The sequence below is a fragment of the Pantoea sp. 18059 genome (assembly GCF_902706165.1).
Taxonomy (GTDB): Bacteria; Pseudomonadota; Gammaproteobacteria; order Enterobacterales; family Enterobacteriaceae; genus Pantoea; species Pantoea agglomerans.
The window spans coordinates 504,546-530,195 of record NZ_CACSJS010000001.1; the positions used below are offsets into that span (position 1 = coordinate 504,546).

26 protein-coding genes are annotated in these 25,650 nt (G+C 55.2%); 13 read left to right on the plus strand and 13 right to left on the minus strand.

All coding sequences use genetic code 11. The features are described from left to right. Window positions 1-51: 51 nt before the first annotated feature. A complete protein-coding gene (locus GVJ63_RS02345; RefSeq protein WP_010245750.1) occupies window positions 52-1,125 on the minus strand; it encodes a porin in 1,074 nt (357 codons plus the stop codon). Between the two features lie 929 nt (window positions 1,126-2,054). Here GVJ63_RS02345 and GVJ63_RS02350 point away from each other — a divergent pair. The 6 genes from GVJ63_RS02350 to spy all read left to right on the plus strand — a co-directional run bounded on the left by GVJ63_RS02350 (window position 2,055) and on the right by spy (window position 8,943). Continuing rightward, window positions 2,055-3,275, plus strand: a complete 1,221-nt coding sequence (locus GVJ63_RS02350) for an aspartate aminotransferase family protein (protein ID WP_010245746.1) — start codon at window positions 2,055-2,057, stop codon at window positions 3,273-3,275. After that, on the plus strand, window positions 3,272-4,303 hold the full coding sequence (gene astA / locus GVJ63_RS02355) for an arginine N-succinyltransferase (RefSeq protein WP_010245743.1): 1,032 nt from the start codon (window positions 3,272-3,274) through the stop codon (window positions 4,301-4,303). The genes GVJ63_RS02350 and astA overlap by 4 nt, the downstream gene beginning before the upstream one ends. Then, the gene (gene astD, locus GVJ63_RS02360) at window positions 4,300-5,769 is read left to right on the plus strand and encodes a succinylglutamate-semialdehyde dehydrogenase (RefSeq protein ID WP_010245740.1); all 1,470 of its coding nucleotides are present in this window, start codon (window positions 4,300-4,302) and stop codon (window positions 5,767-5,769) included. Before astA ends, astD begins: the two co-directional genes overlap by 4 nt. Further along, window positions 5,766-7,094, plus strand: a complete 1,329-nt coding sequence (gene astB, locus GVJ63_RS02365; RefSeq protein ID WP_010245737.1) for an N-succinylarginine dihydrolase — start codon at window positions 5,766-5,768, stop codon at window positions 7,092-7,094. The genes astD and astB overlap by 4 nt, the downstream gene beginning before the upstream one ends. Before the next feature lie 50 nt (window positions 7,095-7,144). Then, complete coding sequence (gene astE, locus GVJ63_RS02370; protein WP_010245734.1) at window positions 7,145-8,140, plus strand: succinylglutamate desuccinylase; 996 nt, start codon at window positions 7,145-7,147, stop codon at window positions 8,138-8,140. Between the two features lie 308 nt (window positions 8,141-8,448). After that, a complete protein-coding gene (gene spy / locus GVJ63_RS02375; protein WP_159226371.1) occupies window positions 8,449-8,943 on the plus strand; it encodes an ATP-independent periplasmic protein-refolding chaperone Spy in 495 nt (164 codons plus the stop codon). 73 nt (window positions 8,944-9,016) lie between these two features. Here the strand turns inward: spy and cho are convergent, their stop codons facing one another. The 4 genes from cho to GVJ63_RS02395 all read right to left on the minus strand — a co-directional run bounded on the left by cho (window position 9,017) and on the right by GVJ63_RS02395 (window position 13,041). Beyond that, window positions 9,017-9,877, minus strand: coding sequence for an excinuclease Cho (cho, locus tag GVJ63_RS02380; RefSeq protein ID WP_010245728.1), 861 nt, complete (start codon window positions 9,875-9,877; stop codon window positions 9,017-9,019). A gap of 67 nt (window positions 9,878-9,944) precedes the next feature. Further along, entirely contained in the window at window positions 9,945-10,835 is an 891-nt protein-coding gene (gene yddG, locus GVJ63_RS02385) for an aromatic amino acid DMT transporter YddG (protein ID WP_010245726.1), read from the minus strand. A 60-nt stretch (window positions 10,836-10,895) separates the two neighbouring features. Further along, window positions 10,896-11,720 (minus strand): ammonia-dependent NAD(+) synthetase, encoded by an 825-nt coding sequence (gene nadE, locus GVJ63_RS02390; protein ID WP_050679945.1) that lies wholly within the window; start codon window positions 11,718-11,720, stop codon window positions 10,896-10,898. Between the two features lie 118 nt (window positions 11,721-11,838). Continuing rightward, window positions 11,839-13,041: a multidrug effflux MFS transporter gene (locus GVJ63_RS02395; RefSeq protein WP_010245720.1), complete on the minus strand. Its 1,203-nt coding sequence runs from the start codon at window positions 13,039-13,041 to the stop codon at window positions 11,839-11,841. A 302-nt stretch (window positions 13,042-13,343) separates the two neighbouring features. On the opposite strand from GVJ63_RS02395, the gene osmE reads away from it, so the two are divergent. Beyond that, window positions 13,344-13,679 carry an osmotically-inducible lipoprotein OsmE gene (gene osmE / locus GVJ63_RS02400; protein WP_010245718.1) on the plus strand — a complete coding sequence of 112 codons (336 nt, stop codon included), beginning with the start codon at window positions 13,344-13,346 and terminating at the stop codon, window positions 13,677-13,679. A 66-nt stretch (window positions 13,680-13,745) separates the two neighbouring features. Here the strand turns inward: osmE and GVJ63_RS02405 are convergent, their stop codons facing one another. The 6 genes from GVJ63_RS02405 to hxpB form a co-directional block, all read right to left on the minus strand. Further along, on the minus strand, window positions 13,746-14,138 hold the full coding sequence (locus tag GVJ63_RS02405) for a DUF6515 family protein (protein ID WP_010245714.1): 393 nt from the start codon (window positions 14,136-14,138) through the stop codon (window positions 13,746-13,748). A gap of 188 nt (window positions 14,139-14,326) precedes the next feature. Then, the gene (locus GVJ63_RS02410; RefSeq protein WP_010670021.1) at window positions 14,327-15,718 is read right to left on the minus strand and encodes an L-cystine transporter; all 1,392 of its coding nucleotides are present in this window, start codon (window positions 15,716-15,718) and stop codon (window positions 14,327-14,329) included. 151 nt (window positions 15,719-15,869) lie between these two features. Beyond that, the gene (locus GVJ63_RS02415) at window positions 15,870-16,460 is read right to left on the minus strand and encodes a metal-dependent hydrolase (RefSeq protein ID WP_010245708.1); all 591 of its coding nucleotides are present in this window, start codon (window positions 16,458-16,460) and stop codon (window positions 15,870-15,872) included. A 140-nt stretch (window positions 16,461-16,600) separates the two neighbouring features. Continuing rightward, complete coding sequence (gene kduD / locus GVJ63_RS02420; protein ID WP_010245706.1) at window positions 16,601-17,362, minus strand: 2-dehydro-3-deoxy-D-gluconate 5-dehydrogenase KduD; 762 nt, start codon at window positions 17,360-17,362, stop codon at window positions 16,601-16,603. A 16-nt stretch (window positions 17,363-17,378) separates the two neighbouring features. Next, a complete protein-coding gene (kduI, locus tag GVJ63_RS02425) occupies window positions 17,379-18,215 on the minus strand; it encodes a 5-dehydro-4-deoxy-D-glucuronate isomerase (protein ID WP_159226372.1) in 837 nt (278 codons plus the stop codon). 173 nt (window positions 18,216-18,388) lie between these two features. Further along, the gene (hxpB, locus tag GVJ63_RS02430) at window positions 18,389-19,057 is read right to left on the minus strand and encodes a hexitol phosphatase HxpB (RefSeq protein WP_010670023.1); all 669 of its coding nucleotides are present in this window, start codon (window positions 19,055-19,057) and stop codon (window positions 18,389-18,391) included. Between the two features lie 145 nt (window positions 19,058-19,202). On the opposite strand from hxpB, the gene GVJ63_RS02435 reads away from it, so the two are divergent. Beyond that, on the plus strand, window positions 19,203-19,739 hold the full coding sequence (locus GVJ63_RS02435; RefSeq protein WP_010245694.1) for a YniB family protein: 537 nt from the start codon (window positions 19,203-19,205) through the stop codon (window positions 19,737-19,739). 12 nt (window positions 19,740-19,751) lie between these two features. Here GVJ63_RS02435 and GVJ63_RS02440 read toward each other — a convergent pair whose 3' ends face one another. Further along, a complete protein-coding gene (locus GVJ63_RS02440) occupies window positions 19,752-20,645 on the minus strand; it encodes a fructosamine kinase family protein (RefSeq protein ID WP_033757473.1) in 894 nt (297 codons plus the stop codon). 78 nt (window positions 20,646-20,723) lie between these two features. Further along, entirely contained in the window at window positions 20,724-21,041 is a 318-nt protein-coding gene (ghoS, locus tag GVJ63_RS02445; protein ID WP_159226373.1) for a type V toxin-antitoxin system endoribonuclease antitoxin GhoS, read from the minus strand. Window positions 21,042-21,391: 350 nt separating this feature from the next. On the opposite strand from ghoS, the gene GVJ63_RS02450 reads away from it, so the two are divergent. From GVJ63_RS02450 to rplT, 5 genes are all read left to right on the plus strand, one after another. After that, on the plus strand, window positions 21,392-22,153 hold the full coding sequence (locus GVJ63_RS02450) for a YdiY family protein (RefSeq protein WP_010245689.1): 762 nt from the start codon (window positions 21,392-21,394) through the stop codon (window positions 22,151-22,153). A 246-nt stretch (window positions 22,154-22,399) separates the two neighbouring features. Next, on the plus strand, window positions 22,400-24,328 hold the full coding sequence (gene thrS, locus GVJ63_RS02455; protein ID WP_159226374.1) for a threonine--tRNA ligase: 1,929 nt from the start codon (window positions 22,400-22,402) through the stop codon (window positions 24,326-24,328). 3 nt (window positions 24,329-24,331) lie between these two features. After that, window positions 24,332-24,883 carry a translation initiation factor IF-3 gene (gene infC, locus GVJ63_RS02460; RefSeq protein WP_029519030.1) on the plus strand — a complete coding sequence of 184 codons (552 nt, stop codon included), beginning with the start codon at window positions 24,332-24,334 and terminating at the stop codon, window positions 24,881-24,883. Window positions 24,884-24,982: 99 nt separating this feature from the next. Continuing rightward, window positions 24,983-25,180, plus strand: a complete 198-nt coding sequence (rpmI, locus tag GVJ63_RS02465) for a 50S ribosomal protein L35 (RefSeq protein WP_010245683.1) — start codon at window positions 24,983-24,985, stop codon at window positions 25,178-25,180. 42 nt (window positions 25,181-25,222) lie between these two features. Then, a complete protein-coding gene (gene rplT, locus GVJ63_RS02470; RefSeq protein WP_003853267.1) occupies window positions 25,223-25,579 on the plus strand; it encodes a 50S ribosomal protein L20 in 357 nt (118 codons plus the stop codon). The last annotated feature ends 71 nt before the right edge of the window (window positions 25,580-25,650 follow it).

The following is a 25,650-nucleotide window of genomic DNA, read 5'->3' on the forward strand; positions in this document are numbered from 1 at the left end:
GGATTAAAACAATAAACGGGCCCGGCGGTCAGAGCCGGGCCCGCTGTCACATCAGAACTGGTAAATCAGACCCAGGGCTGTGATGTCGTCGGTCGGCAGGCGAAGCGGATTGTTATCTTTCAACAGGTTGATGCGGTATTCACCATAGACCGACATGTTCTTGTTGAAGTAGTAAGTGGCACCCACGGCGGTGTATTTAATGATGTCGGCATCGCCGATATTCTCAATTTCCTTGCCTTTGGATGAGACGTAACCCACGGACGGACGGAAGCCGTTCAGGAACTGATACTGCGCCACGGCTTCAAAGTTCTGCGCTTTGTTAGCGAAACCGCCAGTAATTGGCGTGGCGTTCAGAGTTTCACCGTACATGGCAGCCAGATAGACCTGGTTCGCATCATATTTCACCGAGGTCGCCCAGTGCTGGGCTTTTTCGCCTTCTCCGCGTGCGGCAGCGTTCTGCGCCGTGGTGCGATCCAGGCTGGCAAACGCGCCGGCAAAACTCAGGCCGAAATCGAAGTCATAGGAAGCGGAGAGGGCGAAGCCGTCGCCGTTGGAACGACGCACGCCGTCAATGTTACTGCTGCGATCGTTTTTGCCCTGATACTGCGCGGCAAGGTTTAAGCCGTCGACCAGACCAAAGAAATTGCTGTTACGCCAGGTCAGCACACCGGTTGAGCGGCCAGAGAGAAAGGCGTCGGTATAACCGGAGTCGCCGCCGAAGAACGGCAGCATATCGGTATAACTCAGCACGTCATAGACCAGGCCGTAGTTACGTCCGTAATCCAGCGAACCCGCCTCGCCAAACTTCAGGCCAGCATAGCCCAGACGGGTACGGTTGGTGGCCTGGGCATCACTGCCCTCGGAGTTATGCAGACTGTACTGATACTGCCAGAAACCGTAGCCGGTAAGCTGGTCAGTAATCTTTGTCTCGCCTTTAAAGCCAAAGCGGGCATAAGAGGAGGTATCACCATCGTTGTTGTTATCGTCAGAAAAGAGGTGTGACACGTTAATCTTGCCGACCAGATCCAGCTTATTGCCATCCTTGTTATAAACTTCTGCGGCCTGCGCGGAGGAGAGACCGATCAGTAACGGCATGACAGCCGCCAGTAAAGTGCGCTTCATCATTTAATTATTACCCTGTATTCATTAATTATTATTCCCCTGATATGGGGTGAAAAGAAAATGACACAAAAAGGTAAAACTACAAAGTGCAATAAAAGTAACAAAATGTGATGTCTATATTCAGCTGATGGATAACAGCGAGGAACAGAAGATTAAATTGTAAAGTAATAAGATTTTCTTCTAATAAGTAATTATGAGTTATCTGATTTTATATCTTTATTTATCAATTGGTTATGTTTGTATGTAGTGGTCTTAAATGGGCATTTTTTGTACATTTTTAAATCAATATAACCCCTGATTTAATTATGGGTGATTATCCGCTAAGAATAGCCTTATAAGGCTTTTATCCTAACCATTAGTCTGCGTATTAATATTTGTTCATCTTTATAGAATATTCTTTCTGGCCCGATAATCACCTCCGGAATAATAGTCAGAGTTGCTGATTAAATATTGATCATCCTGTTTATAAAATAGCCTGGAAAAGATACGCAGATTAATGTGTCTGCAGGGGGAAATGAAAAACTTTTGTTAAATAAAGCCAGGGTGTTCTGACATTTCCGGGCGAGTTCCCCGCGTAATCGCTGCACCATCGCGAGGCAAACTGCGCTAAAACAGGGCAGTGGAGGGGCTTTTCTGGAGAGATAATTTATCAGCGATCACAAAAGCGATATTTCATCCCGTGAATGCATAATTCTGCTGTTTAAAACCCGGTTCTGGCGCTGCAATCAGACAACTATTCACTATATATGCAAATTAAGTGAATATTGTCAGCATCTAACTCATTGATATTACGTCGTGAAGACCATTTTATGCATTAATTCTCTGGCTGGCACGTTAACTGCACTCTACAGTAGGGCTGCACTACAACATCTTTTAACAATTTTAAAACATAAGCTTTACCCGGCCGGTAAAGTAAAGCAGGAGAGTGGGTTATGGCACTGCACGTTTCACGTCACGATTTCGATCAATGGATGATGCCGGTTTATGCGCCTGCGACTTTTATACCGGTTCGCGCGGAAGGCTCCACCGTCTGGGATCAAAACGGCAAAGATTATATCGACTTCGCCGGTGGCATTGCCGTCAATGCGTTAGGGCATGCGCATCCGGCATTACAACAGGCGCTGCAGGAACAGGCCGCACGTTTATGGCACACCGGTAATGGCTATACCAACGAACCGATCCTGCGACTGGCGAAGCAGCTGATCGATGCCACCTTCGCTGACCGGGTGTTCTTCTGTAACTCCGGGGCGGAGGCGAACGAAGCGGCGCTGAAACTGGCGCGCAAGGTGGCGCATGATCGTGTCGGTCCGCATAAAAGTGGCATCGTGGCGTTTAAGAATGCATTTCATGGCCGCACCCTGTTTACGGTAACAGCCGGTGGTCAGCCCGCTTACTCAAAAGATTTTGCGCCGCTGCCGCCAGAGATCCAGCATGCCCCGTTTAACGATCTGGCTGCGGCGGCTGAACTGATTAATGACCATACCTGCGCAGTCATTGTTGAACCCATTCAGGGTGAAGGCGGCGTGCTGCCTGCCGATCCGGCGTTCCTGCGTGGATTGCGTGAGCTCTGTGATAAGCATCAGGCTCTGCTGATTTTTGATGAAGTGCAGAGCGGCGTTGGCCGTACCGGTTCGCTTTATGCCTACATGCATTATGGCGTCACGCCGGATGTGCTCACCAGCGCCAAAGCGCTGGGCGGCGGCTTCCCGATTGGTGCGATGCTGACGCGCGAAGATCTGGCGCTGGTGATGGGCGTTGGCACCCACGGCACCACCTATGGCGGCAATCCGCTGGCGGGCGCAGTGGCAGGTAAAGTCATGGAGCTGATCAATCAGCCTGAACTGATGGCGGGTGTAACAGAACGTCACCAGTGGATTGTGGCGGCACTGGATGAGATCAACCAGCGTCTGCACCTGTTCAAAGAAGTGCGCGGTCTTGGCCTGCTGATTGGCGCGGTGCTCAGCGACGATTTTGCCGGTAAAGCCAAAGCGATCAACCTTGCCGCCGCGGAAATGGGCGTCATGGTGCTGATTGCGGGTGCCAATGTGGTGCGTTTTGCCCCGGCGCTGAATATCAGTGAGCAGGAAGTGAAGCTGGGCATGGCCCGCTTTGCCGAAGTGTGTGAAAGCCTGGTGCGAGGGTCAACATCATGATGGTAATCCGTCCGGTTGAACGCGATGACTTAAGCCAGCTGATGGCGCTGGCGGGCAAAACCGGTGGCGGGCTGACCTCGTTGCCGGTTGATAGCGCGACGCTTCAGGCGCGTATCGATCGATCGCTGCAGACCTGGGAGGATTCTCTGCCACGTGCCGAACAGGGCTATGTCTTTGTGCTGGCCGACAGCGAAGATAACCGCGCCGTCGGTATCTGCGCCATTGAGGTGGCGGTGGGTCTGCAGGATCCCTGGTACAACTTTCGCGTCGGTACCCAGGTGCACGCTTCAAAAGAGTTGAATGTTTATGCCGCGCTGCCCACTCTGTCGCTGAGTAATGACCATACCGGCAGCAGTGAGCTCTGCACGCTGTTTCTCGATCCCGATTACCGTGATGGCAAAAACGGCTATCTGCTGTCGAAGTCACGCTTCCTGTTTATGGCCAGTTTCCGTGAACGTTTCACCAACCGGGTGGTGGCCGAGATGCGTGGCGTCAGCGATGAGCAGGGCCATTCGCCATTCTGGGAGAGCGTCGGCAGCCGCTTCTTCTCTATGGAATTCAGCAAAGCGGATTTCCTTAGTGGCACCGGACAGAAATCGTTTATCGCTGAACTGATGCCGAAACATCCGCTCTACATCGACTACCTGACACCGGAAGCGCAGGCGGTGATTGGACAGGTCCATCCGCAAACCGCGCCTGCGCGGGCTGTACTGGAAGCAGAGGGCTTCCGCTACCTCAATTATGTCGACATTTTTGATGGCGGCCCGACGCTGGAGTGCGATATCGATCATATCCGTGCAGTGCGTAAAAGCCGTCTGCGCAGCGCAGAACGGGGCGAAAACCCGGCTGATGCACCGCTCTGTCTGGTTGCCAATAGCGATTATCGCCAGTTCCGTGTGGCGCTGATTCCGGCAAAGGCTGACAGCGACAGCGTGCAACTCACGGATGAACAGATGCGGGCGCTCCATTGCCAGCCGGGCGACAGCCTGCGCGTGGTGACGCTCTGCAAAGAGGAGAAAACAGCATGACACATCTGATAAATGGACAATGGCTGGACGGTGAAGCTGAGATTCTGACGAAAGCGGATCCGGTCAGCGGGGAGACGTTATGGCAGGGCCACGCGGCCTCAGCCGCTCAGGTCACCGCAGCCTGTGAGGCGGCGCGCGACGCATTTCCAGCCTGGGCCAGACGCCCGCTGGCGGAACGGCAGGCGATCGTCGAGAAATTTGCCGCCGGGCTTGAGGCGCATAAAACGGCGCTGGCGGAAACCATTGCCCGTGAAACCGGCAAGCCGCGCTGGGAAGCGCTGACCGAAGTGGGCGCGATGATCAACAAAATCGGCTTTTCGGTGAAGGCATACCATAGCCGCACCGGTGAGCAGCATGAAGGCGAAAGCTCCCTGCGCCACCGCCCGCATGGGGTGCTGGCGGTGTTTGGTCCCTATAACTTCCCGGGACATCTGCCAAACGGCCATATCGTTCCGGCGCTGCTGGCGGGCAACTGTGTGGTATTTAAACCCAGCGAACTGACGCCGCTGACCGCCGAAAAAACCGTTGAGCTCTGGCTGGCTGCGGGCCTGCCTGCCGGCGTGCTGGCACTGTTACAGGGCGGACGTGAGACTGGTCAGGCGCTGGCCAACTGTCAGCAGATTGATGGCCTGCTGTTTACCGGCAGCGCCCATACTGGCTATCAGCTGCATCGCCAGTTTGCCGGTCAGCCTGAAAAGATGCTGGCGCTGGAGATGGGCGGTAACAATGCCCTGATTGTTGAAGATCCGGCGGACACTGATGCGGCTGTCAACATCACGTTGCAGTCAGCCTTTATTACCGCCGGTCAGCGCTGCACCTGCGCGCGGCGTCTGCTGGTCAGACGCGGCGATGCAGGGGATGCGTTTCTGCAGAGGCTGGTTGAGGTGGCGGGGCGACTGCAACCCGCCGCCTGGAATGCTGAACCGCAGCCGTTTATGGGCAGCGTGATCTCCACCGGCGCAGCAGAGAAGATTATGGGTGAGTGGCAACGGCGGGTTGAGGCGGGCGGCGAGGTGCTGCTGGAAATGCGCTGGCCGGATCGCCACAGTGCCATCCTGACGCCAGGTATTATCGATTTAACCGGCGTGCAGGGCATTCCGGATGAAGAGGTCTTTGGTCCGCTGTTAGGCGTAGTCCGCTATGAGACATTTGAAGAGGCGATAGCGCTGGCGAACCAGACCCGTTATGGCCTGTCGTGTGGATTGATCTCGCCTTCACGCCAGCAGTTTGATCAGCTGCTGCTTGAAGCGCGTGCCGGTATCGTCAACTGGAACAAACCGCTGACCGGCGCAGCCAGTACCGCACCGTTTGGCGGCATTGGTGCCTCGGGCAACCATCGCGCCAGCGCCTGGTATGCGGCAGACTACTGCGCCTGGCCGATGGCCTCGCTGGAGACGCCTGACCTGACGCTGCCCGCCACGCTGTCGCCGGGCCTCGATTTCTCCACCCAGGAGACGACGTCATGAAGGCAACCGAGGCCAACTTTGATGGGCTGGTGGGGTTAACACACCACTACGCCGGGCTGTCGTTTGGCAACGAAGCCTCGACCCGCAATCAGCTGCAGCCGTCGAATCCCCGTCTGGCGGCAAAGCAGGGGTTGCTCAAGATGAAAGCGCTGGCCGATATGGGCTACGTTCAGGGGGTGATCCCGCCGCATGAGCGGCCCAATATTGCGGCGCTGCGCCAGCTCGGCTTTGGTGGCAGCGATGAGCAGGTGCTGGCTGCGGCCGGCAAAACTGCACCGGGATTACTCTCCGCCGTCAGTTCAGCCTCGGCGATGTGGGTCGCCAATGCTGCCACGGTCTCGCCGTCAGCGGACAGCCTTGATGGCCGGGTTCACCTGACGGTGGCGAACCTTAACAACAAATTCCACCGTGCGATAGAAGCGCCGGAAACGGCCTGGCTGCTGCGTTCCATCTTCCGCGACGATCGCCATTTTGCGGTGCATGATGCCTTGCCGCAGGTGGCGATGTTTGGCGATGAAGGAGCGGCGAACCATAACCGACTGGGCGGCGCCTGGGGTGAGCGCGGCGTGCAGCTGTTTGTCTATGGCCGCGACAGCAGCCATGAGGGCAAAGCCCCGCAGCGCTATCCGGCACGTCAGACCCGGGAAGCCAGCGAGGCGGTCGCCCGTCTGCATCAGCTCTCACCGGAAAGCGTGCTGTATGCGCAGCAGAATCCTGCGGTGATCGATCAGGGCGTGTTCCATAACGATGTGATTGCGGTAAGTAATCAGCAGATGCTCTTCTGCCACCAGCACGCCTTTGTTAATCAGCCTGAACTGCTGGCGCAGCTTCGGTCGCGCGTTCCCGGTTTTGTGGCGCTGGAAGTGCCGGAAAATCGGGTGTCAGTGAAAGATGCGGTGGAGACCTATCTGTTTAACAGTCAGTTGCTGAGCCGTCCCGACGGCACCATGATGCTGGTGCTGCCGGAGGAGTCACGTCAGCATCCGGGTGTCTGGCGCTACCTGTGTGAACAGGTTGAGGCTGACACGCCACTCAAAGCCCTGAAGGTATTTGATCTGCGCGAAAGCATGTATAACGGGGGTGGTCCAGCCTGCCTGCGTTTGCGGGTGGTGCTGACACCACAGGAGCAGCAGGCAGTGAATCCGGCGGTGCTGATGAATGATCGGCTCTTCAGCACGCTGAATAACTGGGTTGACCGTCATTACCGCGATCGCCTGACCCAGGCCGATCTGGTCGACCCACAATTGCTGCGTGAGGGACGCGACGCGCTGGATGAACTGACGAAGCTGCTAGACTTAGGAAATGTATATGCATTTCAGCAGTGAAGGAGGGGGCAGCACAGGCTGCCGCCTGCTCAGGGCGAAAAGGAGGAACGATGCAGGACTTTTTACAGCAAACGCTCTCCGGCGAGGTGCCGCGTAAGCGTAGTGGTGAAACGGCGCATCTTCGCTGGCAATGGTTGTATCACGGCATACTGTTGATGGAGCCGACGGTGCCGGTTAAACAGGCGCTGGTGCTCTCTGCCGGGATCCACGGCAATGAAACGGCCCCGGTAGAAATGGTGAACCAGCTGGTTAATCCGCTGCTGCGGGGCGAAAAGCCGTTACAGCAGCGCATGCTGGTGATTCTGGGTAATCCCTCAGCGCTACGCACCGGTAAGCGCTATGTGCGTTATGACATTAACCGGCTGTTTGGCGGACGCTGGCAGCAGATTGATGATGGTGATGAGGCACGCCGCGTGCTGCGGCTGGAGCAGGCGCTGGAGACCTTCTGGCAGCTGGGCGAGTGCGATGAGACGCGCTGGCATCTCGACATGCACACGGCTATTCGTGGCTCTTATCATCCTCAGTTCGGCGTAATGCCGCATAATGAACGCCCCTGGCCGCCCACGTTTCTTGACTGGCTGGCCGCTGCCGGGCTGGAAGCGCTGGTGTTCCATCGCTCGCCGGGCGGCACCTTTACCCACTTCAGCTGCGAGCACTTCGGTGCGGCCAGCTGTACCCTGGAGCTGGGCAAAGCGCTGCCGTTTGGCGAAAACGATCTCAGTCAGTTCAGTGCGGCACAGCAGGCGCTGGCGTCTTTACTCTATGGCGAAGCGCTGCCTGCGGCGGCGGTTAGACCGCGTCACTATCGGGTCGCGCAGCAGATCACCCGACTGAGTGAGCACTTTACGCTGCATATGTCGCCGGAAACGCTGAACTTTACCGCGTTTCCACAGGGGACGTTGCTGGCGGAAGATGGTAGCACCCGCTATTACGTGCAGCAGGCGCGGGAGTATGTGCTGTTCCCTAACCCCAACGTGGCCGCCGGGCTGCGTGCCGGACTGATGCTGATTGAAGAGAGCGAACAGACCCAGGCGCTGCCGGTCTGATAGCGGTTGTTAACAGCGCAGACCCTCGGCGCTAAAAAACCGACAGGAAAAGTGGAAGATCGGCTTCCGCTTTCCTGTCGTAACCCTTACACTCCTCCATGATTTCTGCCAAATTCGCTTTAAATTCATAAACATTTTCAATTCCTCACGCCTTTCTTCTTATTCTCTTCATGATTGCCCGATTTTTATCTTTTATGCTTTCACGGCTTTACTCAGGCTCTGAGTAGTTGACGTTCAGCGTCGTATGCTTGTTTCCGAAGACGCGACAGAGTGCTGTCGTCATTATCATGAATTATAAGGACACTATTATGCGCAAACTGACTTCCCTTTTACTGGCTTCTTCGCTGGCGTTTGGTGCAGCCAGCGCCGTCCATGCAGCCGCTGACAACCTGACTCCACCGCCAGCAGGCAGCGAAAAAGCGATGCACAAGCCGCCAATGCGCCACGGCATGGAGATGATGTTTAAAGGTCTGAACCCGACCGACGCGCAGAAAACTCAGATGCGCGACATCATGAAAGAGAGCCACAAAGATATGAAACGCCCGTCACTGGACGAGCGTCGTGCGGCCCACAGCATTATTGCCTCTGACAGCTTCGATCAGAGCAAAGCAGAAGCACAGGCAGAGAAGATGTCCGCCAATGCCAAAGAGCATGCGCTGAAGATGCTGGAAACCCAGAACAAGCTCTATAACGTGCTGACGCCGGAGCAGAAAAAACAGTACAACGCTAACTTTGAAAAGCGTCTGACTGAGAAAGGCCCGCACGAGGGCAAAATGGCACCGCCAGCAGAACCGGCTGAATAACACTCGTTAAGCGAACGGTCTGAGACCGCCGGCGCTGTCCACTGAAGGTGAGTGGGCAGCGTCGGCGGTTTTTTTATAGCGGCAGAATAGGGTAGGCACCTGACAGAATCGGGCGGCAGAGGATTTTGTAGCCGTCGTGATCAAAACCGCCTTTGGGCCGCTGCAGTTTTCTGGCCTCATCCATGCTGCTGACCGAACCGAGATAGAACCAGTGGTCGATAACGTGGATCTGCGTCATCTCTTTGCCTTCCTCCACCAGCCCCACGGCACCCTGCCATGGCCAGCAGAACACCCGCACGTTTTCCAGCGCCTCCAGCAGTCGATCCTGATGATCGCTGACCGGCTCTTTTCCACAGCAGGCCCCGGCGCAACGGCGCAGTGCCGAGCGGAAGCAGCCTCGCCCCGCACTCAGCGCTTCCAGACCCAGCAGGCCATGACAGAGCTGATACTCATCCGCGAGCTGCTTGAGCCGTTCCAGCGCGGCGAAGCGACTGCGATAGAGCCCAAACAGGTTGGGGGACTGGCTGAAATCGAGGTCTTTTGCATAGACCACATTCGGTTTGCCGTCGGTAATCTGCAATGAACAGAGCTGCCGGTTTTTGCGCAGTCGCTTATTGAACAGCGGCTGCTGGGTTTTGATCATCTGCGCTTCCAGCAGCAGCGCGCCGAGGTCACCCGCGGTAGGGATCCAGCTTACACGCCGCGACTGACGCAGCATTTTCGCCTCATCCGGGGTGCGGAAATGGGACATCACCCGCGAACGCAGATTCACACTTTTACCGATATAGAGCGGCAGCGACTCACTTTCGCCATGAAAGGTATAGACGCCAGGATGATTTGGCAGGCCTTCCAGCCATTCACGCAGGTGTTCGGGATATTGATAAATTGCATTCGCGTCGGGTTCGGGGCGAAGTATGGCAGAACGTCTGACCAAGATGGACTCCATTTACTGGTTGTCCATACAGCATAACAGGCAGGTGAAATGATCGCCAGCCGTCTGGTTACAGAGACCGTGTTGCCCGCCAGCAGATTAGCGAGCCGAGCGTGATCATCGCCACGCCCTGCCAGAAGGCCAGCGGCGGCGTCAGGCCCAGCCACAGCGATCCCAGCAGGGCCGACAGCACCGGCGTAAAATAGGAGGCGGTGGCCAGCAGCGTCAGATTGCCCTGCTGAATTCCGTGATTCCAGGCGGAATAGGCGATGGCGGTGGACAGCCCGACAAACAGCACCTCCAGCAGCGGCACCAGCGTAAAGGTCATCGGCACAGTGTGATCGCTGAAGGCATATTTCAGCCACAGCGCCAGGGCGGTCATGATAAAAAACAGCGTGACGCCATTGGAACCACGGGCAAAGCGGCGGGTGAGATTGTTGTAGAGCGCCCAGGTCAGGGCGGCGATAAAGGCCAGTGCATAGGCGACCGGGTTGCGCAGCATATTCTGCCACAACAGCGCCGGCGATCCGCTGCCGCTGCCTTTCATTACCCAGACGATCCCCAGCAGCGACAGCAGCAGTCCTGGCCACAGCCAGACACGGAAACGCTGCTGATTAAATGGGATCGCCAGCACGATGGTCAGGCAGGGCCAGAGATAGTTAATCATCCCCAGCTCCAGCGACTGGCTGCGATCGCTGGCCAGCCCGATGGCCAGCGCCAGACAGATTTCATAGCCGACAAAGAGTACGCCCCCCAGCCACAGGTAGATGGCGGGCATTGCGCCAGGTCTGGGCAGGCCCCGGGTCAGGCAGAGCAGACACGCCGTGGTGGTGTAGATCAGCGCCGCACCACCGGTGGCGCCAAAGGCTTCACTGACGCTGCGCAGCAGGCCAACGGTCGTACTCCAGAGCAGAATGGCGACAAGCCCGACGAGGGTCGCGCGCGAAACGGTGGCAGGCATGCAGCGATCAACAAAGTCAGTGAGAGAAGCCTCCCTTGCCGCGGCAAGGGAGGGGCAGGATTACTTCCAGAAATCGTCGAATACCGTGATCGGCGGACGACGTTTGTGCTCGGTTTTCTGATACCAGCCTTCGATGATACGGGCGCTGTCAGGATTGATGCTTTTGCCTTCCAGGTAGTCATCAATCATCTCATAGGTGACGCCCAGCGCCACTTCATCCTGCAGGCCTGGACGATCATCTTCCAGATCGGCAGTCGGTTTCTTCAGATAGAGATGCTCCGGGCAGCCAAGGTGTTTCAACAACTGCTTGCCCTGACGCTTGTTCAGGCGGAACAGGGGATTGATGTCAGTGCCGCCATCGCCATACTTGGTGAAGAAACCGGTCACGGCTTCAGCCGCGTGATCGGTGCCGACCACCACGCCTTTGGTCATGCCGGCGATGCTGTATTGCGCTTTCATCCGCTCACGGGCTTTTTCATTGCCGCGGACAAAATCGGAAAGCGTAATACCCGCCTCTTTCAGCGCGCGCTCACTGGCCAGCACCGACTCTTTGATGTTTACCACCAGCGAACGGTCGGGTTTGATAAAGGCCAGCGCGTCCTGACAATCCTGCTCATCCGCCTGCACACCATAGGGCAGACGCACGGCAATAAAGGTGTAGTTGTTATCACCGCTCTCCTGACGCAGTTCGGTGATCGCCCGCTGCGCCAGCGCGCCCGCCAGGGTTGAATCCTGACCGCCGCTGATCCCCAGCACCAGCGTTTTCAGGCCGCTGTGACGTTTCAGGTAGGCTTTAAGAAAATCGATGCTGACACGCACTTCCTGGTCAGCGTCGATAGTGGGCTTCACACCCAGGGCTTCAATAATTTCCTGCTGCAGTGACATGAACTTCTCCTCAGGTCAGTGGCCTGTCGGCTCGATGCGAACGTTTTATTAAAGCTAACGTGCCTTTGCGAAAACAACAAGCCAAAGCGGTAACTCATTACCATGAAACGTTGCGAAATCAGTGAGTTTTTACCTGCGGCAGCGGTTTTTTCGCCAGCACGCTAAACATCAGAATCGCCGTCATAAAGCAGCCAAAAATGGTGGCGCACATGCTCAGCACCGAGGTACCACCGATGCCGGTAATCGGCACGGTAATCGCACCCAGCGTAAACATCGTGACGCCAATCACCGAGGAGGCGCTACCAGCGCGATGGCCCTGACTCTGCATCGCCAGGGACGAGGCGGTGGTAGCGATAACGCCGTTGCTGGCAATGGTAAAGAACAGTGCCACCAGCAGCAGCGCTAAGGGAGCATGCAGCAGCGCGGCCAGCAGCAGCAGGCTGGAGGCGACAAAGGCCAGCGTCAGTCCGCCTTTCAGCACCCGATATTCGCCCCACAATGGACAGAGGCGGGCGCTGGTCTGTGAAGCAATCACCAGGCCAAACCCGTTGGCCGCAAAGCAGAAGCTAAAGGCCTGAGGCGAAAGACCATAGAGTTGCTGCAGCACGAACGGCGAGGCACCGATGTAGGCGAACATGCCGGACATCATAAACCCCTGGGTCAGGCAGAAGCCCATGAAGGGGCGATGGGTAATCACCTGACCCAATGCCGCGTAGGCGGAGAATATTGATCCTTTACTTCGGCGTGCCTCAGGCAGGGTTTCATGCAGCTTCCAGCGCGCCAGCAGGATCAGCAGAATGGCAATGCCGCCCAGCACCATGAAGATGCCGCGCCAGTTTAAAATCGTCATTAGCACGCCGCCTAATACCGGTGCGCCGATCGGTGCCAGACCGTTGACCAGCATCAGCAGAGCGAAGAATCGCGTCAGCTCGTGGCCACTGTACATATCGCGTGCAATCGCCCGTGACAGCACCGCACCGCCCGCACCCGCTAATCCTTCGAACAGCCGCGCCAGCAGCAGCTGGTTAATATCCTGCGCCAGCGCACAGCCCATCGAGGCGATAAACAGCAACACCAGTGACAGGGTCAGCGGGCGCAGGCGGCCGAACTTATCGCTCATCGGGCCAAAGAGCAGCTGGCCAAAGCCGAGACCTAACAGTCCGGCGGTCAGACTCAGCTGCGCGGTAGCGGTTTCGGTGTGCAGGTCCTGGGCCATTTGTGGTAGTGCAGGCAGATAGAGGTCGATGCAGAGCGGGCCCAGTGCGGCCAGCAGGCCCAGCGTAATGGCATAAACCAGGCGATTGGAGTGTACAGGGGTCATTTATCCTCGGGATTGTCAGCGATGGGGTAAACAGAAAGCGGGTAAGGCTGCGAAAAACAGCGTCCGGTAACGCGACATTCACGCCGATCTGCGTCTGCGCGGATGACGGTGCGGTCTCTGAAAACGGGGCGCTATCGGGTGCCTGTTTTGCCGGGCAGTATACGTCTGCGTTGACAGCAAAACAGCCTTCTTTACGAAATCCTGACATTTGACAGGCCACTAATTGTTCGTCATAAACTTGATAAATCAGCATTTATGTTCCAGGCTTGTTTCCACATGGACAATAAATGAGGAACAACAAGATGAATAAAGTGATGGGATGTATCGCTGCGGCGCTGACGCTGGCTGCACTGTCTGGTTGTACGACTTACGATCGTGCGGAAAGCTACGTGACTAAGCCAGTGGTAAAGGATGTTAAAAAGGGTATGACCCGTGATCAGGTTCGTCAGATCGCCGGTACGCCTTCTACTGAAATCACCATGGTTCACGCGCGCGGCACCTGCCAGACTTATGTGCTGGGTCAGCGCGACGGTAAAGCTCAGACTTACTTCGTGAGCTATAACGACACCGGCCGTGTCATGAACTACGGCTTCCAGAGCTGTGCGGAATATGACACCGATCCGCAGGTTCAGCAGTAACTCATAGCACCCCTGAATAGCAAACGGCCCGTCATTATGACGGGCCGTTTTTCGTTGTGGCGCTGACTACAATCCTGCCGGGCGCGGCACCTCAACATAATCGCCATCTATCTGCCGCTGGTAGAAGTGGCCAGCCTGCACATAGAAGCGTTTGCCGTTAAAGTCGAGTACCCGCATTTCACTGCTGACCCGCGACTCTGCAGGCGGCTCTGTCACTACATACTCATCGCCGTGACGCTGATAATAATTGCCATTGAGCAGATAATAGGTCAGTCCGCCTATCAGCACCGCGGTTGCGGCTTCAGGCAAAAAGCGCACCGGCCCGGGTCCGCCCCAGTGTGGCCCGTGGCCGCCATGGCGATCCCATCCACCCGGCGGGCCCCAGTCGCCAGGATGAGCGAAAGCCAGAGCGGGTGTCAAAAGCGTCAGCGTCAGAAGCGAGGCGATTATCTTTTTCATCAGGTGTTCTCCTCATAAGACTGGATGCAGAATTCGCTTTTTACCCGGCAAAGACAAGCACTAAAGCGGCGATTTTTCGCCTGTTTACCATGCTTAACGCTTTCTTAACGGCGTTGCCATTAATGGGGGAGATTATGGAGAAGAAGGGCGGGAATAACCTGGCGCGGGCGCGCCAGGTTCAAAGCAGATTAGCGGTGCGCCAGTTCGGCGTTGTCGTCGCTTTCCAGGACGCGCTTATCGGTCAGACCTAACCAGCGACTGGTCAGAGAACCGGCGGTCATGGAACCGTTGACGTTCAGGGCAGTACGACCCATATCGATCAGCGGCTCAATGGAGATCAGCAGCGCCACCAGGGTGACCGGCAGGCCCATCGCAGGCAGGACAATCAGCGCCGCGAAGGTTGCACCACCGCCGACACCGGCAACGCCTGCTGAGCTCAGCGTCACGATCCCGACCAGCGTCGCAATCCACAGTGGGTCAAACGGGTTGATCCCGACGGTTGGCGCAACCATCACTGCCAGCATAGTTGGATAGAGACCGGCACAGCCGTTCTGGCCGATAGTGGCACCAAAAGAGGCCGCAAAGCTGGCAATCGACTCAGGCACGCCAAGACGACGGGTCTGGGTTTCCACGCTCAGCGGAATGCTGGCTGCGCTGGAGCGGCTGGTAAAGGCGAAGGTAATAACCGGCCACACTTTACGGAAGAAGCGCATCGGGTTGATACCATTTACCGACAGCAGCAGGGCGTGGACACCAAACATGATGGCCAGACCGAGGTAAGAGGCGACCACAAAGCTGCCCAGCTTGATGATGTCCTGCAGGTTAGAACCGGCAACCACTTTGGTCATCAGCGCCAGCACACCATAAGGCGTCAGCTTCATCACTAAACGCACCAGCTTCATGACCCAGGACTGCAGCGTATCGATCGCGACCAGCACGCGCTGACCTTTAACTTCATCATCTTTCAGCAACTGCAGTGCAGCCACGCCCAGGAAGGCGGCGAAGATGACGACGCTGATAATCGAGGTCGGACTGGCTCCGGTCAGATCGGCAAACGGGTTTTTCGGGATAAAGGAGAGCACGAGTTGCGGCACGGTCAGGTCAGCCACTTTGCCGACATAGTTGCTCTGGATCGCACTGAGACGCGCAGTCTCCTGCACGCCCTGAACCAGACCTTCAGCGCTCAGGCCAAACAGGCCGGTCACGAAGACGCCGACCAGCGCCGAGATCGCGGTGGTAAACAGCAGTACGCCAATCGTCAGTACGCTGATTTTTCCCAGCGACGAGGCGTTATGCAGACGGGCAACCGCACTCAGAATGGAAACGAACACCAGCGGCATTACGACCATCTGCAGCAACTGGACATAGCCATTACCGACGATGTTAAACCAGCTGATAGACTCTTTGACCACTGCGCTGTTTTCGCCGTAGATCAACTGCAAAACCAGGCCGAACAGTACGCCGATTACCAGACCGGTCAGCACTTTTTTCGACAGGCTCCAGTTCTGACGGCTGAAGCGAGAGAGCAATACCAGCAGCACCACAAAGGCTACGATATTAAGCGTAAGAGGAAGGTCCATACTGAAACTCCAGAGTAATGCGGCCTTTCGCTCTGGAAAGGCCGCATAATGTTAATCACGAATTAAGACAGCAGGAATGGTAACAGCAGGCGAAGAGGGTGCCTTATATCCAAATGGCATGGTTTATAACTTAAAGGCGTTTTGTGCTGATTTATTGTGCAGTATGACTGGAAATCAACCGTCCGACGCCATTTTGTAGCGTATCGAACAGCTGTGACGGCCAGCCGTTTGCACCAAAAGATGGCATGCCCACCGGAAACCAGAGCGCATATCCCACCAGTCCCAGGCACAATGCCCGCTCAAGCTGGTTGCCTTTCTGGCTGCGCAGAATCGGCAGCCGGAAGCGCCAGCGGCAGGGCCACAGCAGCGGAACCCCGGCAGGCGTCAGCATATCGGCCACAATATGGCTAAGGTAGCCCAGCGTCAGACCCTGCAGGACATCAGGCGGTATCGGCGACGACTGGGGCAGGTTTATCTGAAAAAGCCATAAACCGGCGGCTATCGCCAGCAAACTGTGGGTAAAGCCGCGATGGCCGAACGCGCGCGCAATAGGATGAGAGAGCCAGCGCAGCCGCTGTCCCAGCAGAGATTTAGGGTGATCGATATCGGGCAACAGACATGTCAGCAGCGCTGAGGGAACAAGATGCCACCAGTCGGCCTGCGCCAGCACCGGTGTCAGCTCAGCACGCTTCGCAAAGATAGCGCTGGCAATGGCAAAAATGATGTGGCCTTCGCCCGTCATGATAGAACCTGGTTGCAAAGAAAACTGTCGATGCATCCAGTATAGGGATTTATCCAGTAAATGAGAACATGTGACGCTGTAACGAAGCATGAATATTATTAACAAGGCGGACAGCGATGAAACACTGTCCGCCAGTAAGATTAACGCGCCAGCCAGCCGCCATCCACCGCCAGGGTGTAGCCATTCACGTAGTCAGACGCGGAAGAGGCCAGGAAGACTACCGGGCCCATCATGTCATCCGGCACGCCCCAGCGGCCTGCCGGAATACGGCCCAGAATCTCTTCACTACGCGATTCATCATTACGAAGCTGTTCCGTATTGTTGGTGGCCATGTAACCGGGAGCGATGGCATTGACGTTAATGCCATGTTTCGCCCACTCGTTCGCCATCAGACGGGTCAGTCCCATCACGGCACTTTTCGACGCCGTATAAGAGGGCACCCGGATACCGCCCTGGAAGGAGAGCATGGAGGCGATATTGATGATCTTGCCGCCATTACCCTGCGCGATAAACTGACGGGCAACCTGCTGCGACAGGAAAAACAGGCTCTTGCTGTTAAGATTCATCACGTCATCCCAGTCCTGCTCACTGAAATTCAGTGCGTCCTCACGGCGGATAATGCCGGCATTGTTGACCAGAATGTCAATTTTACCGGCAGCGGCCAGCGCCTGTTCAACCACTGAGGCCACCACGCTGGTCTGCATCAGATCGGCCTGTACCGGCCAGAACCGGCGACCCAGCGCCTCCACTTTACTTTGGGTATCATCCGGGCCATCACGATTAACGCCGACGATATCACAACCCGCCTGGGCCAGACCCAGCGCCATACCTTGCCCTAAACCGGTATTACAGCCGGTCACCAGCGCGACTTTACCTTCCAGGTTAAACGTACTCAGTACCATGGTATTTCTCCTCTGCTCAGCGCAGTTCACTGATTTTGACGTGGTCCATGTCATCAAAGACCTGATTCTCACCCACCATGCCCCAGATAAAGGTGTAACGCTGGGTGCCGACACCGGCGTGAATTGACCAGCTGGGTGAGATCACCGCCTGCTCGTTGTGTACCAGCAGATGGCGGGTTTGCTGCGGTTGCCCCATCATGTGGAAGACGGCGCACTCTTCGCTCATATCGAAGTAGAAATAGACTTCCATGCGGCGTTCGTGGGTGTGGCAGGGCATGGTGTTCCACAGGCTGCCTTCATCCAGTTTGGTTAAGCCCATGGTGAGCTGGCAGGTGGGCAACACATCCGGCACGATAAATTTGTTAATGGTGCGGCGATTGGAGGTCGCGGCATCACCCAGCGTCGCGGTGGCCGCTTCCTGCAGCGTGATCTTCTTGTCCGGGAAGGTGCTGTGTGCTGGCGCACTGTTGTAATAGAATTTGGCCGGCTGTGACGGGTTCAGGCTGCGGAACAGCAGGTTGCGCGCACCTTTGCCGATGTAAAGTGCCTCTTCGTGACCGATTTCCCACGCTTTACCGTCAACTTCTACCAGACCCGGGCCGCCAATATTGATCATGCCCAGCTCGCGGCGTTCAAGAAAATAAGCGACGCCCAGCTGTTTTCCCATCTCATCACCGATAGTGACCGGATTATTCACCGGCATGACGCCGCCAATAATGATGCGGTCGATATGGCTGTAGGTCAGGGTGTAATCATCGGCAGTAAATATCTTCTCAATCAGGAACTCGCGGCGCAGTGCTTCAGTGTCGAGTTGCTTAGCGTGATCGCTGTGAATGCTTTGACGAACGTCCATCTCAGGCCTCTCTGCAGGTCAGGTTATTCATGCCCCAAACGGGGACGCTTTTGGCATCTTAGGCAGAGCGGGATGGGAATTCAATAAAAATGAAACGTTGTTTTATTTTTTGCGGGTCAGATCAAGTGGCAGGTGCAACAGGCAATAAAAAGCCCGCCATAAGCGGGCTGTTATTATCCCTGCAGATGCTGCAGGCTAAGCTGGGTCAGATTGTCCAGCCGGACATCCGCCAGCGTCCAGCGGGGATCGTCACGGTGTTCAGCGGCGGGCACCACAATCGATCGCATACGCGCTGCTTTGGTGGCTATCATGCCGTTAAACGAATCTTCCAGCGTGACGCAGTTGAGCGGATCGATCGCAAGGCTGGCGGCGGCGTTGAGATAGACCTGCGGATGGGGCTTGCTGTAGGGCAGCGCTTCTGCTGAAGCCAGTACGTCGAAATAAGGGCGCAGATTGAAGATCTCCAGCACCTGTTCCAGCATCTTTAGCGGTGATGCGGAGGCAAGGCCGATTTTCAGCCCCTGTTCCCGGCACAGTTGCAGCGCCGTTTCCACGCCCGGCAGCAGTGGCCGCGTCTGATCCACCAGCGTCATGGCGCGCGTAATAATCCGCTCAGTGACCTCCTGCTGAGAGGGGCCATGCCAGGGCAGCGTTTCGTACCACATCCGTACAGTCTGATCGATGCGCAGACCCAAGGTATCGGGCATTTCACTGCGACGTGACAGGTCAACATCCAGCGTTGAAAAGATATCCAGCTCAGCCTGATCCCACAGAGGCTCAGAATCGATCAGTAAGCCATCCATATCAAACAGGGCGGCAAGGACAGGGCGGTGATAAGGCATCAGGGGTCTCCTTTTAAAGTCAGCTTTACCTTAACATCATTCTTTGCTGGCGCACGCTCTGCCCGACAGGCCACGCTTTATTTGGGAAATTTCACCGTTGGCAGGTAAACTGACGGCAAATTGGATTCCGGGTTCAGGAGATATTATGACCTATCAACAGGCTGGCCGTATCGCCATCCTCAAGCGAGTGGCAGGCTGGGTGCTCTTTTTAGTGGCGCTGCTGTCGACCATTATTTCTGTATTGAGCTTTATGTTTAAGCATAGCGAAAAGCAGCCAGGCATTGATGCCGTCATGCTCGATTTCGTCCACGTCATCGTCGACATGCTGCGCTTTAACACGCCATTCCTGAATGTCTTCTGGCATAACTCGCCGGTACCGGAATTTAACGGTCAGATGAACCTGGGTTTCTGGCTAATCTACATTCTGATTTTTGTCGGGCTGGCGCTGGAGTCGTCAGGCGCGCGGATGGGACGTCAGGCGCGTCACGTCAAAGAAGGCATTGAGGATCAGATGATTCTGGAGCAGGCAAAAGGCAGTGAAGGGCGTAGCCGTCAGCAACTGGAAGAGAAGGTGCGCGTACCTCGCCACACCATCTTCCTGCAGATCTTCCCGCTCTATGTCCTGCCGGTGGTGATTGCGATAGCCGGTTATTTTGCGCTGTCGCTGCTGGGCTTTATCTGACCGCGAGCTTTGTCAGGCCGGTCTGGCCTGACTGGCGCCCAGCGCATCCTCATCCAGCAACTGGCCAATGGCGAACTGTGCATCGCCTGGCCAGTGCCCGCCAAAGACGTTAGCCCGGTTGAGCAGATAGTAGAGCTGGTAGACCGGCAGACGCTGCGAAAAACCATCCGGTAACGGCCACACCGCCTGATAACCGTCGTAAATCTGGCGAGGCAGGTCAGGGTACCAGCTCAGCATGGCTAAATCGCACTCACGGTCGCCCCAGTAACAGGCAGGATCGAACAGCCAGGGGCCACTCTCACTGCTGGCGCAGTTAGCCGGCCAGAGGTCGCCATGCAACAGCGACGGCTGCGGATGATGTGACGCGAGCACCCGCTGCACGCAGGCAACGATCAGCTCTGTATCCCCGTACTGAATTCCCTTTTCCGCTGCCAGTTGCAGCTGCCAGCCAATGCGCTGTTCAGCAAAAAAAACCGACCAGCGGCGCAGCCAGCTATTGGGTTGGGGCGTCGTGGTGATGTTATTGTCGAAATCGAGGCCGAACTGCGTCTGCTCGCTCCACTGATGCAGATGCGCCAGTTGCTGACCGAGCTGATATGCACTCTGCTCATCAAGCGGCTGTGGCCTGATATATTCCAGCAGCAGAAAGCTCTCCTCGCGATGATGACCCACACCATAGACTTTAGGCACCCGAACCGTGCCGGTGCGCGCCAGCAAATCCAACTGGTCTGCTTCCCAGGTAAAGAGCGACAGCATATCGCGGCTGTTACTTTTGACGAAGACGTCGTGATCACCGTAGCGGATCTGCCAGGTGGGATGGATATCACCCCCCGCGAGGGCGTGACGTTGAGTGATTTCGGCGTTGCCTAACTGCTCGCTTAACAGACGACTAATGGCTGACCACATTGGGCTATCCTCGTTATTCGCTGCGTAAGTTCGATTGTATTGCGTAAATATTCACCAAAAACCGCGCAATTGCACCCTTTATTCTGGCGCTGAGGTGGCAGGGCGATGATCGGCAGCATCGCGCAGATACTCTTCGAAGGTCGTGACGGTCACCTCGGGTTCCTGACCCAGCGCGCTTTCACCGGCCGCAGTGACCTGCTGACGCAGCTCCTCAGCCTCCAGCGTGCTGACGATGCCATAGCTGTTCGTACCGAGTTCATGTGGATGGCCGTCGTCATCTGTCATCGTGGTCGTGAAACCTGCGGCGGTCATTGCGCTGGTCAGTTCCAGGATGTCACTTAAGCCCGACTCCTGATAGTGAAAGGTCACGATATAGCGGGTTAAGGTGTTGCTCATGAGGCACCTCCGGGGAAGGGAAACTGAACTGAGCGTAGACCATGGTGAAAAATCAGGCGAATTATGAAGGAGATGCTGCGTGTGTGACGTGATGCATAGCGTAAATTCGTGTCAGGAGCCAGCAGCATAACGTAAAAATCTTCTGCCGTTGCGTCTGGCTTTTCATTTGGGCAGCACTATAATGCGCCACGTTAATAAGATGAGTCCCAATTAACAGGGGTTGTCAGGGCGATTCCAGGCATTTTGTGTAAGTTAATAATTTTTTACAAAACTTACCGTAAATTGCATTGAATGCCCGGCAAAACGCTTCAGACTCTCCGTTTTTTAAACAGTCGCACGGATCACATTTAATGAAAGCCTATAACAAGCTGTCTGCTGTTCTTTTGCTCTCCGCCGGAGCTTTTTGTCACCAGGCAATGGCCGATAACGCCGTATTTACGTCAATGGATGACCCTTCAACAGCTAAAAAGCCGTTTGAAGGTTCTGCTGCTGCGGGATATCTGGCGCAAACCGGTAACACCACCAGTTCATCAATGACGGCTCAGACCAATATGACCTGGTATCAGTCATCTATGGCTTACAGCTTGTGGGGTAACGCAGCCAACACCTCGTCAAACGATGAGCGCTCTTCTGAAACATACAACATCGGTGGTCGTTCACGTTACAACCTCAACTCGTATGACTACCTGTTTGGACAGGCGAGCTGGTTAAGCGATCGTTTCAATGGTTACGATTCACGCGACGTGCTGACAGCCGGTTACGGTCGTCAGATTCTGAATGGACCGGTGCACTCGCTGCGTGCGGAATTGGGTCCGGGTGTACGTTATGACGATTATCACGCGGGTGGTCATCAGACCAAAGCGCTGGGCTATGGCGCAGTCAGCTATCAGTGGCAGCTGACCGACACCACTAAATTTATTCAGGGCGTGTCAGTGCTGAGCAGCTTCGGAGAAGACACCACGGTGAACTCCGAAACTGGTCTGCAGGTGGCGATCAACAGCCACTTCGCGCTGAAGCTGGCTTACAACGTCAGCTGGAACAACAATCCGGCGGAATCGGCACCTGATCGCACCGATACCAAAACCTCAATCATGCTCTCTTACGCTATGTAAGCGCATTTTTGCAGCAGCATTCACAGCGGCCTGACAGTGTGTCAGGCCGCTTTTTTTTGATTTCTCCAGGGCTTAGCGAAAAAGGCATGGGTTTTTCTCGCCGGGGAAAACTGCTATCATCGGCCCCGCACTGAAATCCTGGCGACATTCCGACAATGTGGGTCTGATATCACGCCAGGTCACTAATTTTACATTACGTTGCATGTAGGCTTTCGTGTGGCTTACCACTGCAAATAAGGATATGAAATGCCTGTAATTACGCTTCCTGATGGCAGCCAGCGCGTGTTTGACCGCCCTGTCAGTGTGATGGATATTGCGCTGGACATCGGTCCTGGTCTGGCGAAAGCCTGTATCGCTGGCCGTGTTAACGGTGAACTGGTTGATGCTGTTGATCCCATCACTGAAGATGCCGCCGTAGCGATCATTACCGCTAAAGATGAAGCGGGTCTGGAAATCATCCGTCACTCCTGTGCGCACCTGTTAGGGCATGCGATTAAACAGCTGTGGCCGGATACCAAAATGGCGATTGGCCCGGTCATTGATAACGGCTTCTATTATGATGTCGACATCGATCGTACCCTGACCCAGGAAGATATCGACCTGCTGGAAAAACGCATGCATCAGTTGGCTGAAACCAACTACGGTGTGGTGAAGAAGAAGGTCAGCTGGCAGGAAGCTCGCGACGTCTTTGCGGCGCGCGGCGAAATTTACAAGACCACCATTCTTGATGAAAACATCAGCCATGACGATAAGCCTGGCCTGTATCATCACGAAGAATATGTCGACATGTGCCGCGGTCCGCACGTGCCGAACATGCGGTTCTGCCATCATTTTAAACTGCAGAAGATCTCCGGTGCCTACTGGCGCGGCGACAGCAACAACAAAATGCTGCAGCGTATTTATGGCACCGCATGGGCAGACAAAAAGCAGCTGGCAGCCTATCTGCAGCGTCTGGAAGAGGCGGCGAAGCGTGACCATCGTAAGATTGGTAAGCAGCTGGATCTCTACCACATGCAGGAAGAAGCACCAGGCATGGTCTTCTGGCATAATGACGGCTGGACCATCTTCCGCGAGCTGGAAGTGTTTGTCCGCAGCAAGTTAAAAGAGTACCAGTACCAGGAAGTTAAAGGTCCATTCATGATGGATCGCGTCCTGTGGGAAAAAACCGGGCACTGGGAAAACTATAAAGAAGCAATGTTCACCACCTCATCTGAGAACCGTGAATATTGCATCAAACCGATGAACTGTCCTGGGCATGTTCAGATCTTTAATCAGGGTCTGAAATCCTACCGTGACCTGCCGCTGCGTATGGCAGAGTTCGGCAGCTGTCACCGTAATGAACCCTCAGGCGCACTGCACGGCCTGATGCGTGTTCGTGGCTTTACCCAGGATGATGCACACGTCTTCTGTACTGAAGAGCAGGTGCGTGACGAAGTGAACAGCTGTATCCGCATGGTTTATGACATGTACAGCACCTTCGGTTTTGAAAAGATTGTGGTGAAGTTATCCACCCGTCCTGAGAAGCGCATCGGTACGGATGAGATGTGGGATCGTGCCGAGGAAGATCTGGCTGCGGCGCTGAACGAAAACAATATTGAGTTTGAGTTCCAGCCAGGCGAAGGCGCGTTCTACGGTCCTAAAATTGAGTTTACTTTGTACGATTGTCTTGATCGCGCCTGGCAGTGCGGAACAGTTCAGCTAGACTTCTCCCTGCCAAAACGCCTTGAAGCAACCTACGTGGGTGAAAACAATGATCGTCAGACGCCAGTGATGATTCACCGTGCGATTCTGGGGTCAATGGAGCGTTTCATCGGTATTCTGACCGAAGAATTCGCCGGTTTCTTCCCAACCTGGCTGGCACCGCTGCAAGTCGTGGTAATGAATATTACCGACGGACAAGCAGAATATGTTGAGTCTTTGACGCGTAAGCTGCAGAATGCTGGCATTCGTGTGAAGGCAGACTTGAGAAATGAGAAGATAGGCTTTAAAATCCGCGAGCACACATTACGTCGCGTCCCTTATATGTTGGTCTGCGGTGATAAAGAGGTGGAATCTGGCAAAGTTGCCGTTCGCACCCGCCGTGGTAAAGACCTTGGGTCGATGGATGTCGATGTGTTTGTTGAGAAACTTCAACAAGAGATTCGCAGCCGAAATCTTCAACAATTGGAGGAATAAAGTATTAAAGGCGGAAAACGAGTACTACCGACGCGTCCGAACAAAATCAACAGTGAAATCCGCGCAACTGAAGTGCGCTTAACAGGCATGGATGGCGAGCCGATTGGCATTGTCACATTACGCGAAGCTTTGGAAAAAGCCGAGGAAGCGGGCGGCGACTTAGTCGAAATCAGCCCGAATGCCGAACCGCCGGTCTGCCGCATCATGGATTACGGCAAGTTCCTCTATGAAAAAAGCAAATCTTCTAAGGAACAGAAGAAGAAGCAAAAAGTTATTCAGGTTAAGGAAATCAAATTCCGTCCTGGAACCGATGATGGCGACTATCAGGTCAAACTACGCAACCTGATTCGCTTTCTGGAAGAAGGCGATAAAGCCAAAATCACGCTGCGTTTCCGCGGTCGTGAGATGGCGCACCAGCAGATCGGTATGGAAGTGCTTAACCGCGTCCGTAAAGACCTGTGTGAAGATCTGGATTTGGCCATTGTCGAATCCTTCCCTTCGAAGATCGAAGGCCGCCAGATGATCATGGTGCTCGCTCCTAAGAAGAAACAGTAGGCTTTCAAGTAACACTAACCGCGCAGCGTTCGCGCTGTGCGGTTAACTGTTCGCCTGTCTGGGTCATGTTATTAACAATGCGAAGTGGATATTTTTAAAATGCCAAAGATTAAAACTGTACGTGGTGCGGCTAAGCGTTTCCGCAAGACCGCTTCTGGCGGCTTCAAGCGTAAACACGCAAACCTGCGTCATATTCTGACCAAAAAATCTACTAAGCGTAAACGTCACCTGCGCCCTAAAGGCATGGTGTCAAAAGGCGATCTGGGTCTGGTAATTGCCTGCCTGCCGTACGCATAAGTAATTTTTTCATTAAATCAGAATATTAAACAGGAGAGCTAAATGGCTCGTGTAAAACGTGGTGTAGTTGCTCGCGCACGTCACAAAAAAATCTTAAAACAAGCTAAAGGCTATTACGGTGCACGTTCACGTGTTTACCGCGTTGCCTTCCAGGCTGTTATCAAAGCTGGTCAGTATGCTTACCGTGACCGTCGTCAACGTAAGCGTCAGTTCCGTCAGCTGTGGATCGCGCGTATCAACGCAGCGGCTCGTCAGAACGGCATGTCTTACAGCCGTTTCATCAATGGTCTGAAAAAAGCAGCCATTGAGATTGACCGTAAGATCCTGGCCGACATCGCGGTATTCGATAAAGTGGCATTCTCTGCACTGGTCGAAAAAGCGAAATCAGCCCTGGCGTAAGTCAGATGGAAAAGGGAGCTTGCTCCCTTTTTTATTGCCTGTAACTTACGCAAAAGATTGACATTTCCGGC